The organism is Terrisporobacter othiniensis (assembly GCF_000808015.1).
Lineage (GTDB): Bacteria > Bacillota > Clostridia > Peptostreptococcales > Peptostreptococcaceae > Terrisporobacter > Terrisporobacter muris.
This window is the reverse complement of the sequence record NZ_JWHR01000059.1, coordinates 38,522-51,565: the sequence shown is the minus strand read 5'-3', so window position 1 is coordinate 51,565 and position 13,044 is coordinate 38,522. Positions and strand designations below refer to the sequence as shown.

12 protein-coding genes are annotated in these 13,044 nt (G+C 27.6%); 1 reads left to right on the top strand and 11 read right to left on the bottom strand.

Annotation, left to right across the window (positions count from 1 at the left end):
* Positions 1-4 precede the first annotated feature (4 nt).
* From rsmB to dapF, 11 genes are all read right to left on the bottom strand, one after another.
* A complete protein-coding gene (gene rsmB, locus QX51_RS05570) occupies positions 5-1,330 on the bottom strand; it encodes a 16S rRNA (cytosine(967)-C(5))-methyltransferase RsmB (RefSeq protein ID WP_039678913.1) in 1,326 nt (441 codons plus the stop codon).
* Between the two features lie 80 nt (positions 1,331-1,410).
* Positions 1,411-2,124, bottom strand: a complete 714-nt coding sequence (locus QX51_RS05565; protein ID WP_242842693.1) for a zinc metallopeptidase — start codon at positions 2,122-2,124, stop codon at positions 1,411-1,413.
* Positions 2,125-2,138: 14 nt separating this feature from the next.
* A complete protein-coding gene (locus QX51_RS05560) occupies positions 2,139-2,708 on the bottom strand; it encodes a DUF116 domain-containing protein (RefSeq protein ID WP_330376038.1) in 570 nt (189 codons plus the stop codon).
* Positions 2,709-2,880: 172 nt separating this feature from the next.
* Positions 2,881-3,810: a methionyl-tRNA formyltransferase gene (gene fmt / locus QX51_RS05555; RefSeq protein ID WP_039678911.1), complete on the bottom strand. Its 930-nt coding sequence runs from the start codon at positions 3,808-3,810 to the stop codon at positions 2,881-2,883.
* 14 nt (positions 3,811-3,824) lie between these two features.
* Positions 3,825-4,265 (bottom strand): peptide deformylase, encoded by a 441-nt coding sequence (gene def / locus QX51_RS05550; RefSeq protein ID WP_039678910.1) that lies wholly within the window; start codon positions 4,263-4,265, stop codon positions 3,825-3,827.
* 17 nt (positions 4,266-4,282) lie between these two features.
* Positions 4,283-6,823 (bottom strand): primosomal protein N', encoded by a 2,541-nt coding sequence (gene priA, locus QX51_RS05545; RefSeq protein WP_039678909.1) that lies wholly within the window; start codon positions 6,821-6,823, stop codon positions 4,283-4,285.
* An 83-nt stretch (positions 6,824-6,906) separates the two neighbouring features.
* Entirely contained in the window at positions 6,907-8,109 is a 1,203-nt protein-coding gene (gene coaBC / locus QX51_RS05540) for a bifunctional phosphopantothenoylcysteine decarboxylase/phosphopantothenate--cysteine ligase CoaBC (RefSeq protein ID WP_039678908.1), read from the bottom strand.
* Between the two features lie 4 nt (positions 8,110-8,113).
* Positions 8,114-8,374, bottom strand: coding sequence for a DNA-directed RNA polymerase subunit omega (gene rpoZ / locus QX51_RS05535; protein WP_039678907.1), 261 nt, complete (start codon positions 8,372-8,374; stop codon positions 8,114-8,116).
* 1 nt (position 8,375) lies between these two features.
* Positions 8,376-9,002 (bottom strand): guanylate kinase, encoded by a 627-nt coding sequence (gmk, locus tag QX51_RS05530; protein WP_039678906.1) that lies wholly within the window; start codon positions 9,000-9,002, stop codon positions 8,376-8,378.
* A gap of 67 nt (positions 9,003-9,069) precedes the next feature.
* On the bottom strand, positions 9,070-9,951 hold the full coding sequence (locus QX51_RS05525; protein ID WP_039678905.1) for a YicC/YloC family endoribonuclease: 882 nt from the start codon (positions 9,949-9,951) through the stop codon (positions 9,070-9,072).
* A 5-nt stretch (positions 9,952-9,956) separates the two neighbouring features.
* Complete coding sequence (gene dapF, locus QX51_RS05520) at positions 9,957-10,790, bottom strand: diaminopimelate epimerase (RefSeq protein WP_039678904.1); 834 nt, start codon at positions 10,788-10,790, stop codon at positions 9,957-9,959.
* A 227-nt stretch (positions 10,791-11,017) separates the two neighbouring features.
* Here dapF and QX51_RS05515 point away from each other — a divergent pair, with 227 nt between their 5' ends.
* Positions 11,018-12,781 (top strand): Rqc2 family fibronectin-binding protein, encoded by a 1,764-nt coding sequence (locus tag QX51_RS05515; protein WP_039678903.1) that lies wholly within the window; start codon positions 11,018-11,020, stop codon positions 12,779-12,781.
* Positions 12,782-13,044: the final 263 nt, after the last annotated feature.

The following is a 13,044-nucleotide window of genomic DNA, read 5'->3' as shown; positions in this document are numbered from 1 at the left end:
ATCACTACCTTACTCTAATTAATTTTGATATAAAGAATCCATCCATTTCATGAATATTAGGATAAATCTTCATATAACCTTTTTCTTGATTATCTAAATCAACCTTTACCTCATTAATAGGAGCTAATTCAAAGTTTTTATTCTTTTGTAAAAATTCATTTATAACATCAATATTTTCACTATCTTGTATAGTACAAGTACTATATATTAAAGTTCCACCTTTTTTTACATACTTAGATGCGTTTTCAAGTATTTTCTTTTGAATTGGTGGTAAATCTCTGAATTCTTCTTTTTCTTTATATTTTATTTCCGGCTTTCTTCTAATTATTCCAAGGCCTGAGCATGGAACATCAGCTAAAACATAATCAAATTTACCTATGCTATCTTTGTCAATCTTCATTGCATCATATTCTTCTACATTCACATTAGTAAGATTAAGTCTTTTGCAAGATGCTTTTATTAACTTTAATTTATGCTCATATATATCTCTAGATACTACTTGTCCTGTATTATTCATTAATGTAGCCATATGTGTAGTTTTCCCACCAGGAGCACTACATACATCTAAAACCAAAGAATTTTCTTCTGGATTCATAACTTTACCTACAAGCATAGAGCTTATATCTTGCACTGTAAATAGTCCTTCTTTATAAATAGAGTTATTTTCTATGTCTTTTAAATTTTCAACCTTTATAGCCTCATCCACTACACTTACCTTATAAGCTTTTATATTTTGCTTTTCTAATTTTTCAATCAGTTCATCCCTAGTAATTTTTAAAGTATTTGTTCTTAAATAAATACTTGGTCTTTGACTATTAGCCTCTAATAATTCTTCTGTAAATTCTCTACCAAAGTGAATCATCCAGTTTCTTATCATCCACTTATCATAAGAATATTTAATAGCTAAATAATCTATATCATCTTTTACCTTTATTGCTCCTATAGTTTCTTTTTGTCTTATAACATTTCTAAGTATTCCATTAATAAATCCTGATACCTTAGAATTTTTCTTCTTAGCTAAATTTACAGTTTCATTTACCGCAGCATAATCAGATATACTATTTAAAAACATTATTTGATATATTCCCATTCTTAATAATGTTTTAACGTATATCTCCATTTTATTTGTTTTTACTTTTGATAACTTATCAATCATATAATCTATGTAATATTTATTTTCTATTACACCATATATTATTTCCGTTGCTAATCCTCTGTCTTGATTTGATAGCTCCACATCTTTAAAGTGTTTATTTATTGCCATATTCGAATAATTTTTATTCTTTTCTATATCTAAAAGAACCTTGTATGCTATTTCTCTTGCGTTCATAATTTTCTCCTTGTTGTATCAAAATTTAATTAATTTTTGATTTGTTTTAAAAAAGGTCCTAGTAAACTAGGACCTAATTATTAATCATCACGATTATTTGCAATCATTACTAATCTTAGTAGTTGAAGAATTGCAGTAACTGCTGCCGCCACATAAGTTAAGGCTGCTGCTTGAAGTACTTTTCTACTTTGTCTTACTTCTCTATCATCTACTATCCCTAGAGATGTAAGTTGAGTTAAGGCCCTACTTGATGCATTAAATTCTACAGGTAGTGTTACTATCTGGAATAATACTGAAGCAGCAAATAATAATATACCTATTTGTAAGAAAATACCTCTTGTGAAAAATCCTAGCATTATAAATATCCAAGACATGTTTGAAGCAAAATTTACAACAGGTACTAAGCTACTTCTTATGTTTAAAGGTGCATATCCATGTGCATGTTGTATAGCATGACCACATTCATGAGCTGCTACAGCTACTGATGTTATAGATGTACCACTATAAACATCTTGTGATAATCTCAAAACCTTAGTCCTTGGATCATAATGATCACTAAGTCTTCCTCTAACCATTTCTATTCTAACGTTAAATAACCCGTTACTATCTAGTATTTTTCTAGCCGTCTCTTCACCGTTATAGCCTCTATTTGCCCTTACATTAAAGAATCTATTTGTTGTTGAACTAACTTTATATTGAGCATAGATAGTTAACAGAACTGCCGGTATTAATAAAAGCATCGTTCTATCATAATACATACCGTAATATCCTCCATAACCCATACCTGGAACCATATAAAACACTCTCCTTATTTATACGTAAAGAAACTTATTGCTTCCTCTACTTCTTTAATATTAATATTGGTATCTACACAAGGTCCATTTGGTCTTAAGTTAAAAACTCCAAGAACTGGAATTCCCTTAACATCTCTTACTCCTGATGTCAAATCTCTTTCACAAGCCACAGCTATTACTGCTTTGGGTTTATTATCAATAATAACTTTTCTTGCCAAAGTTCCTCCTGTAGCTATAAATATTTTTGTATTATATTTTTCTTTTAATTGTAGTAGCTCATTTATTTTGCACATACCACATTTTTTACAATTATCAATATCATTTGTAACTTTTAACTTACAATTATGATTTTGAATACAATGAGGAATTAAAATTATTAAATCTTCACTATTAAAACTATATTTATTACTGTAAATATAAGCATTGTTTATTTTAATAAATATTTTTCTTATTTCATCTTTAGATATGCCAGCAAATTTTCCCATATTACTTATAATAGGAAATATACATCTTATTATTGTATAATTTATTCTCATTAAATATCTATTGACTTCCTTATCATTTAAAATAAAATATGTTATCACAGTTGAAAATAATATTAATAATATTATTCCAATGACTATAAGATTTATCACTAAAGAAAGTATATTTATATATTTTGATAAGAATAAATGAATAAGCAAGGCACTTAAAATAAGAGTTATTAAAAAAACATTAACTACCTTAACGTATTTTTTTATATCAGTCATAATAAGCCTAACCTAGAATAGTATTCTCTTCGATCTTGTTTCCTTTTATATATTCACAAACTGCCACTCTTTTCTTGTTTGGCATTTGTATTTCTTCTATTAATAAAATATTCTCGTTTGTCGCTACTCTTATACCATCTTTATCAACTTTAAGTATTGTTCCACATGGTTTATTAGCACTTTCATTTAAAACCTTTGTTTTCCAAACTTTCATGGTTTTACCTTCATAAGTTGTATAAGCACTTGGCCAAGGATTTACTCCTCTGACTAAGTTATGAATTTCTCTGGCAGTCTTAGTAAAATCTATATTTCCTAAAGATTTATTCATCATAGGTGCATAAGAAGACTCTTCATCATTTTGCTTTATTCTTGGTGCACATCCTTTTTCTATTTGATTAATAGTTTCTATTAAAAGGTTTCCACCTTGTTCCATCATCATATCATGAAGCTCACCTGCTGTTATTTCATTACTTAAAGCAAATTCACTTTGAAGTATTATGTCTCCTGTATCTAATCCTTCATCCATGTACATTGTAGTAACACCTGTTTTTTCTTCTCCATTGATTATTACCCAGTTAATTGGTGCTGCTCCTCTATATTTTGGAAGTAAAGATACATGAACATTAATACATCCTAACTTTGGTATATCAAGCAATGCTTTAGGAAGAATTTGACCATAAGCTACTACTATTATTAAATCTGGATTAATTTCTTTTAAAGTATTTATAAATTCTTCATCTCTAGCCTTAACCGGTTGATACACAGGTATATCATGTTCTAGAGCCAATTCTTTAACTGGTGGCATACCCATTTTTTTACCTCTACCAATTGGTTTATCGGCTTGAGTAACTACTCCTACTATATCTAGTTTTTCATTTATTAGTTTTTCTAGACATCCTTTTGCAATGTCTGGTGTTCCCATAAATACTATTTTCATTTATATCACTCCTACTATTTTTCTACTTTATCTACGAATAACACTCCGTCTAAGTGATCTATCTCATGACAGAAAGCTCTAGCTAATAATTCTTCGCCTTCTATTTCAAAAGTATTTCCATGTCTATCTTGAGCTCTTACTTTTACTACATAAGGTCTTTTAACATCTCCATTTTCTCCAGCTACACTTAAACAACCTTCTGCATCTATTTGTTCTCCACTAGTTTCTATTATTTCTGGATTTATAAGTTCTAATAAACCATCTCCTACATCTATTACAACTACTCTTTTTAGTATACTAACTTGTGGTGCTGCAAGTCCTACACCATCTGCCTCGTACATAGTATCAGCCATATCATCTAATAAATCTATTAATTTTTGGTCAAATTTTTCTACAACCTTTGATTTTTTTCTAAGTACTGGCTCTCCAATTTGAGCTATTTGTCTAATTGCCATAATTTTTCCTCCTATAATTAAAGAATATTGTTTGGATTAACATCTATTGAAATGTTTACATCTTTATCAAATACAATTTCCTTTTTCGTTATACATATATATTTTATTATACCTTTTAATAAATTAATTTCAATATTATCATCTTTAAATAATAATTGATATCTATAGTTTTGATTAATTTTTGAAATAGCACAAGGGCTCGGTCCTAATATAAAGTCAAAATCTTCTACTCCTCTTTCTTTTAATAAATAGATAAGAGAGTTATACATACTTTTTATATTCTTTTCAACTAGTTTCTCACTTTTTCCACTTACTACTACACTTATCATATTATTAAATGGTGCATAGCTAAAAATCTTTCTTACCTTTATTTCATCATCATAGAAACCTTCAAAATCATAATTTAAAGCTCTTCTTATTACATAATGATCTGTATCATATGTTTGAAGTATTACTTTACCTTCTTTATCACTTCTACCAGCTCTTCCAGATACTTGAGTTATCAATTGAAATGTGGCTTCAAAACTTTTAAAATCTGGAAGATTTAACATCATATCTGCTGATAAAATACCAACCAGAGTTACATCTTCAAAGTCCAAACCTTTACTAAGCATTTGAGTCCCAATTAAGATATTTGCTTCTTTGTTTTTGAACTTATTTAAAATATTATCAAGTTCACCTTTTTTAGATGTTGTATCTTTGTCCATACGAAGAACTTTTGCATTACCAAAGAGTCTTTTTATTTCTTCTTCAACTTTTTCTGTTCCTATTCCAAAAGGCTTAACATAATCACTCCCACATTCTGGACAAGTTTTAGGTATTATTTCTTCATATCCACAATAGTGGCATCGTCCAGTATTTTGGTGTTTATGATAAGTCAATGATATATCACAGTTTTTGCATGAAAAAACATACCCACACTTTCTACAAGAAACAAAATTTCCATAACCTCTTCTATTTAAAAATAATATAACTTGATTATTTTCACTCAAAGCTTCTTTAATTTCATTTTGCAAACTATAAGAAAACATACTTTTGTTACCTAGAGTCAATTCATTTTTCATATCAATTAACTCTATCTTTGGAAGTGGCTTTTTATTTGCCCTTTTTTTAATAGTAATTAAGTTGTATTCATTATTTTTTGCTCTATAATATTCTTCCACTGATGGTGTTGCAGAACCAAGAACCAAAGTAATATTTCGCTTCAAAGCCATGTATTTACCTACTTCAATAGCAGAAAACTTTGGATTTTTTTCTGATTTATAGGCACTTTCATGAAATTCGTCAATTATTACTACACCTAAACTATTGAATGGTGCAAATAAAGCTGATCTAGCACCAATTAATATTCTTATTTTTCCATTTTTTATAGCTTTAAAAACGTCATGCTTTTCTCCTTCAGATAGTCTACTATGAAAAACTCCTACTATATCACCAAATCTATTTTTCAATCTAGATATAGTTTGAGGTGTTAGAGAAATTTCTGGAACTAAGAAAATACTATCTAAGCCTTGTTTTAAAGCATAATCTATTATTTCCATATAAACTTCTGTTTTTCCACTACCTGTTACACCATGAATCATATAAGGCTTTTTATTTTCATCAAACATTTCTGAAGTTATTTTTTTTATTGCATCTTCTTGTTCTTCATTAAGTATAATTTCTTTTTTATTTTCATCATAATATTCTTTAGGACTTCTATAATAATCTCTTATATTAAATATTATTAAGTTTTTATTTTGCAAAGAAGTTATACTTGATTTTGAAACTTTTAATAATTTAATTAAATCATTAATTTCTACTTCTTCATTATATTTTAAAAACTCGATAATTTCTCTTTGCTTATCTCCTAATCGAATTTTATTGTATGAAATATATTCTTCAATAATATTAGGCTCCATACTCAATGATACATAACAAATTTTCTTTTCATTTTTTTGACTTTTATAATTCCAAACTATATCAATTAAATTATCTTCTTTCATTTTTAATAAAAGATTATTTATAGTAGATGAAAGCTTTAAATCCTTAGGATTACTATTTTCTTCTATTGCCTTTTCTTTTATTAATTTGTCTAATTTTATCTTATTTTTATTTTCTATTATTTTATTTATAACAAATTGTTTGTTTTTACTTAAGCTATCTATTTTCATGTATAAACTATTAGCATCTAAATTTTTAATTTCTTTCGATAAACTTATTTCTTTAAAACTCTCTACCTTATATCCCTTAGGATGTAATAAAGATATACAATCCATATAGGTACATAAATATCTATTTTTTATCCAATGAATTAAATTTATATCTTCCTCTTTAAAAATAGGATGCTCATCAAGAATATCAAATAATTCTTTAAACTCTATATTATCTTCTACTTTATTGGCAATCAAAAATATATAGGCTTCTATAGGTTTATTACTCCTTCCAAAAGGAACTAAAACTCTATGTCCTACTTGAATATCTTCCAATAAAAAATCTGGTATTTTATATGTAAACAAGTTATCTGTATAAATGCTGTTATTTTTCACTATAACTTTTGCGTATTTTTCACTATACATAGATTGCTCCTTAAAATTCGCTTCTCTCATATTAAAAGTGACAAATCTATTACTTAAAAATATAAGCATCTATAAATAGATGCTTACTTTTCTAATAATGATTTTACTTTATCTAATATGACATTTGCAACTTCATCCTTTTTCATTTGAGGATATTTACTTATGTTGCCTTCTTTGTCAATTATTTTTACAATATTTGTATCAGTGCCAAAGCCTGCCCCTTCTTCAGTTAAATCATTGGCAACAATAAAGTCTAAATTTTTCTTATTAACTTTACCTTTGGCATTTTCAATAAGGTCATTAGTTTCAGCAGCAAATCCTACTAAAATTTTATCTTTTTTAATTTTTCCTAATTCATAGGCTATATCCTTATTTCTATCTAATTCTATAACTAAATCATCATTGCTTTTTTTAATTTTTTTATCACTATAAGTCTTAGGTTTATAATCTGCAACAGCTGCACTTTTTATTATTACTTGATTCTCATCAAAGTTATCTATAATTGCACTATACATTTCTTCCGCAGATTGAATTTTTATTAGTTTTTTTAAATTAGCTGGTGGAGTTATATTTGTTGGACCACTAACTAAAGTTACATCTGCCCCTCTATCAGCTGCCATTTTTGCAATAGCATATCCCATTTTTCCTGTAGATCTATTCGTTAAATATCTTACTGGATCGATACTTTCCACCGTAGGACCAGCAGTTATCATTATTTTTTTTCCTTGTAAATCTTTATCTCTATTGTTTAATAAATCTATTACTGTATTAACAATAATTTCTGGCGAAGCAAGTTTTCCTTCTCCTATGTCTCCACAAGCAAGTCTACCACTTTCTGGGTTTACAAAATTATAACCTAACTCTTTTAATATATTAATGTTTCTTTGAAGAATAGGATTTTTATACATATTCGTATTCATAGCAGGTGCTATAAGTACTTTCCCTGTAGTTGCCATAACTGTAGTTGTCAACATATCATCACATATACCATTTGCAACTTTTCCAATTACATTTGCTGTTGCTGGTGCAATTAAAAATACATCCGCTTTTTTTGCTAAAGATATATGTTCAACATCCCAAGTTTTTGGTTCTTCAAACATATCATTTACTACATAATTTTGACTTAATGATTGAAAAGTTAGAGGTGTGACAAATTCAGTTGCACTCTTAGTCATAATTATGTGAACATTTGCATTTAGTTTTTTTAGTCTACTTACAACATCACATACTTTGTATACTGCTATTCCACCACTAACACCAATTACTACAGTTTTATCTTTTAACATAATCTTACTCCTCGATTAATTTACTTTGTTCTTCTGCATGTAATGCTTCTGCTATTTCTATTTCTTCTTCAGTTAGTAATCTGTAAGTTATTTTTCCTTCTGATATTTCTTCAGTAGCTAACATTACTGGCTTACCTTTGTTAATTTTACTTTCTACATAAGACTCACTTCCATCAACTATTTCTCTAGCTCTTTTAGCTACTGTTCCTACTAAGTAATATCTGTTGTCTATTTTTGCTAATACTTCATTTATAGATGGTTTCATTTTATAATTCCTCCTTAAATTTTCTTATTATTTCTTCTTCATATCTTGTAGCTTTATTTTTTTCAGCACTTATAATATTTTCTATTTCTATTGCAGCTTCAACTTCTCTATTAGTTTCGTTGAAAATAAAATAGTTATAATCTTTAATTTGCTTGATTTCTTCAAAAGCACAGCTTAATCTTTCTTGCATTTGCTCCTCAGTTTCTGTTCCTCTAGAAGATAATCTACTTTGTAGTTCACTAAGAGTTGGCGGTAAAACAAATATCAAAATTGCATCTGGATAGATTTGCTTTACTTGTCTTGCTCCTTGCATTTCTATTTCAAGAACAACATCTTGACCTTTTTCTAAGCACTCCATAACTGGTCCTTTTGGTGTTCCATAGAAATTACTATAAGTTTGAGCATATTCTAAAAACTCATTTTTACTTATCATATCGTTGAACTTTTCATGTGTTAAGAAGAAGTAATTTACCCCTTCAACTTCACCAGTTCTGGGTTGCCTAGTTGTTGCTGATACAGAAAGTTTTAAATCATTATTTCTATTCATTAATACTTTACAAATTGTGCCTTTTCCTGCTCCAGATGGCCCCGATACAACTAATAAAAGACCTTTCTTATTTATAACCATTAATATTTCATCCTTTCAACTTATCTATTAGTATTATACATTTTCATAGTATTTATCATACTTAATACTATTCAATGTTTTGTATCTGTTCTCTAATTTTTTCTAATTCACTTTTAACTTCTACTACTAAGTTAGTTATATTTATATTAGATGATTTTGAACCTGTTGTATTAACTTCTCTGTTCATTTCCTGAATTAAAAAGTCTATTTTTCTACCTATAGAATCATTTTTTACAACAGTATTTTTAAGTTGTTCAATATGGCTTCTAAATCTTACAATTTCTTCTGTTATAGAGCTTTTATCTGCAAATATGGCAACTTCCTGTGCCAATCTATTTTCATCTATTATACTTGGATTTTCTAATATTTCATTAATTCTACTATATAACTTTTCTTTGTATTCATCTACAACTGTTTCTGAGTGTCTTTCTATTTGGTCTAATAAATCACTTAATATATCACATCTTTTTAATGTGTCTTCAGCAAGCTTTTTACCTTCTTCTTGTCTCATTAGAGCAAGTTTTTCTAAAGTAATGTCTAGTGCTTCCTTTAACATACTCCAGTATAAATCTTCATCTTCTTCTTTTTCCTCACATTTTACTATGTCAGGAAACTTAGCTACGCTCATTACACTTATGTCATCTTGTAAATCAAACTTTTCTTTTATTTCTTTTAGAATCTTTACATATTGATCTGCTAATTTATCATCGAACTTTAAGTTTACATCCTCAGAGCCAACTAAGTCAAGCTTTATATATAAATCTACCCTTCCTCTTTTTACAAAATTTTTAACATAATTTCTTATTTTATCTTCTAAAAAAGATATCTTTCTTGGTAGACGAACATTTATATCACAATATTTGTGATTTATTGTTTTACATTCTACTAAAAAATGATAATTATCATTTTTAAATTCACCTCTACCAAAACCAGTCATGCTTATAGCCATATTATTTATACCTCCAAATTTCCTTCGCATATTTTTTGTGCTCTTCCACTCATGTAAACTTCATCATTAACTAAATCTATTTTTATACTTCCGCCTTCAGAAGTAACATTTACACTTTTACTTACCTTACCTAAATAATTGCTTATAATAACTGCGGCTGTCATACCGGTTCCACATCCTAAAGTATACCCACAACCTCTTTCCCAAGTTCTGACTAATATATTCGAATCATTCAAAACCTTAACAAAATTTACATTAGTATTTTGTGAAAAAATTTCACTTTTTTCAATTATTGGACCATATTTATGTATATCTTCCATATTTATATTATCTACAAATATGACAGTGTGTGGAACACCCATTAACATTGAGCTAACAGTAAATTCTTTATCTAAAATTTGAATGTTTTCATTTATAAAAATTTCTTTTTCGCTATTAACAGGTATATCAGTAGATTTTAAACTTCCTTTACCCATATTAACCTTAATTGTGTCCAATTTATTTTCTTTAAGATTAACTTTTATTTTTTTTATTCCATCTAAAGTATAAACATCAAATTCTTCTTTTTTAACTATATTATTGTCATAAACGAACTTTGCAAAACATCTAAGTCCATTTCCACACATGGATGCTCGACTTCCATCAGCATTATAATATACCATTTCAACATCTGCTACATCACTATTTTTCACAACTAATAATCCATCTGCTCCTACTGAAAACCTTCTATGACAAACTTTCTTTGCTAATTCCCCATAGTTATTATTTACTATATCATCATTTCTACCATCAATTGCTATAAAATCATTACCTATTCCTTGTAACTTCCAAAACTCCATTCATATCGCCCCTTTTTATACAAACAGTTCTAACTTAGTATTATACAATATTATCAGTAAAAAATAAATATTAAGACTTATATCATTTTGATTATGGTTGTATAGTGGTCATTTTTATAATTTTATTTCATTTGCATATTTATGTAAAAGATTATGTTCCCACTATTCACATCTTGGTTATAATATGTAATAATAAGTTTATTACCTATGTCTGAAAGGAGAATATTATGGCATTAGATGGTTTAGTAGTTCATAACTTAGCCTCTGAGCTTCATACAAAGCTTGTGGGTGGTAAAGTTGACAAAATTCATCAACCAGAAAATGATGAATTAGTTTTATTTATAAGAAACAACAAAGAAAACTTCAAATTAGTATTAAGTTCTAGTGCATCAAACCCTAGAGTTTATATAGCCAATGAATATAAAAAAGAAAATCCAATTAAAGCACCTATGTTTTGCATGCTATTTAGAAAATACATACAAGGTGGTATAATTACAGATATTTCTCAAGTTGATTTTGAAAGAATAATAAAAATCAGTGTGGAATCTTTTGATGAATTAAAAGAAAAAACAACAAAAGATATTTATATTGAAATAATGGGTAGACATAGTAATATAATTTTAACTCAAAATAACAAAATAATAGATTCTATAAAAAGGATTCCGCCTAGCGTCAGTAGAGTTCGTCAGTTACTTCCCAATATGACTTATGAGTTTCCACCAGCTCAGAATAAAGTTAACCCTATAAAAGGTATTTCAATTAAAAGTTTTATTAATACTTTAAGAGAATTTAATGGTCCTATATACAAAGGTATCTACTCTAAATTTTTAGGAATAAGTCCATCTGTAGCTAAAGAAATTTGTCATAGAGCTAACTTAACTACTGATGACTATTCCGATGACAAAACTCGTGATGAGTTATCCACTTTATATAGAGCTTTCTCTGATTTATTTACTAAAATAAAAAATGATGAATATGACCCTTGCATAGTTATAGATGAAAGTATAGATAAAGTCATTGATTTTAGTTGCATTAACCTTAGTTTTTTAGATGGAAATAAGTTTATAAAAAAACAATCTATTTCTCAAATTATTGAAGACTACTATAAAACTAAAGACTTCAAAGACAGAGTTCATCAAAGGACATCCGATTTGAGAAAAAGTATTTCTATTAAATTAGATCGACTTTATCATAAACAAAAGAAAATAGAAAAAGAGTTAAGAGATGCTGACAATGCTGATGAATTCAAAATTAAAGGTGAATTACTTACTTCATATATATATATGATAGAAAAAGGTATGGAAAATGTGGAAGTTGCAAACTTCTATGATGAAAATTATTCAAATATTATTATACCTTTAAATAAAAACTTAACACCTTCTGAAAATGCTCAAAAGTATTTTAAAAAGTACAATAAATTAAAAACTGCAAAAATAGAATTAACATCTCAAATTTCTATTTGTAACGAGGAAATTGAGTATTTAGAAAATATTATGTTAGGTATTGAAAACTGCGAAAATTTAGAAGAGCTAACAGATATTAAAGATGAGTTAATTCGACTAGGATATTCCAAGGCCCCTTATAGATACAAAGCTAAAAAAGATTTAGATATTACTACAAAGCCTAATCAATTTATATCTTCTGATGGATTTACAATTTTAGTAGGTAAAAATAATAAGCAAAATGATTATTTAACATTAAGAATTGCAGACCCAGAAGATATTTGGATGCATACTAAGAATATTCCAGGTTCTCACGTTATTATTAAATGCGCAGGAAAAGAAGTTCCTAATGAGACTTTATATCAAGCTGCTATGCTTGCTGCTTTTTATAGCAAAGGAAGAATGTCTTCTCAAGTTCCTGTAGACTATACTATGAAAAAACATGTTAAAAAACCTAGTGGATCAAAACCTGGTATGGTTATTTACGAAACTAATAATACAATTTACGTTACTCCAACAGAAGAAATGATAGTAAAATTAAAAAAATAGTAACAGAAAGGTAATAAGTTTTCATACTTATTGCCTTTTTATATGTTGATAAAGTTTAAAATATTTATCATATATTTTTGCTTTTACATAAATCCGAGTATATTCCACCAATAATTTTATAGTTTAAAGCACTTTTTTATTTATTTAATATATTTTTTAGTTATATTGTTTACAATTTTGTTACATTATTATATATTTTAATTATGTGCAGTACATTTTATCCAAATTTATCTATTAACGATAAGTACCGTCATAAATAGATA

What these genes read in the sequence shown, in the direction of transcription:
- rsmB (WP_039678913.1), bottom strand. Translation starts at nt 1,330, where the DNA reads ATGAACGCAAGAGAAATAGCATACAAGGTTCTTTTAGATATAGAAAAG.
- QX51_RS05565 (WP_242842693.1), bottom strand. Translation starts at nt 2,124, where the DNA reads ATGGTTCCAGGTATGGGTTATGGAGGATATTACGGTATGTATTATGAT.
- fmt (WP_039678911.1), bottom strand. Translation starts at nt 3,810, where the DNA reads ATGAAAATAGTATTTATGGGAACACCAGACATTGCAAAAGGATGTCTA.
- def (WP_039678910.1), bottom strand. Translation starts at nt 4,265, where the DNA reads ATGGCAATTAGACAAATAGCTCAAATTGGAGAGCCAGTACTTAGAAAA.
- priA (WP_039678909.1), bottom strand. Translation starts at nt 6,823, where the DNA reads ATGTATAGTGAAAAATACGCAAAAGTTATAGTGAAAAATAACAGCATT.
- coaBC (WP_039678908.1), bottom strand. Translation starts at nt 8,109, where the DNA reads ATGTTAAAAGATAAAACTGTAGTAATTGGTGTTAGTGGTGGAATAGCA.
- rpoZ (WP_039678907.1), bottom strand. Translation starts at nt 8,374, where the DNA reads ATGAAACCATCTATAAATGAAGTATTAGCAAAAATAGACAACAGATAT.
- gmk (WP_039678906.1), bottom strand. Translation starts at nt 9,002, where the DNA reads ATGGTTATAAATAAGAAAGGTCTTTTATTAGTTGTATCGGGGCCATCT.
- QX51_RS05525 (WP_039678905.1), bottom strand. Translation starts at nt 9,951, where the DNA reads ATGGCTATAAGCATGACTGGTTTTGGTAGAGGTGAATTTAAAAATGAT.
- dapF (WP_039678904.1), bottom strand. Translation starts at nt 10,790, where the DNA reads ATGGAGTTTTGGAAGTTACAAGGAATAGGTAATGATTTTATAGCAATT.
- QX51_RS05515 (WP_039678903.1), top strand. Translation starts at nt 11,018, where the DNA reads ATGGCATTAGATGGTTTAGTAGTTCATAACTTAGCCTCTGAGCTTCAT.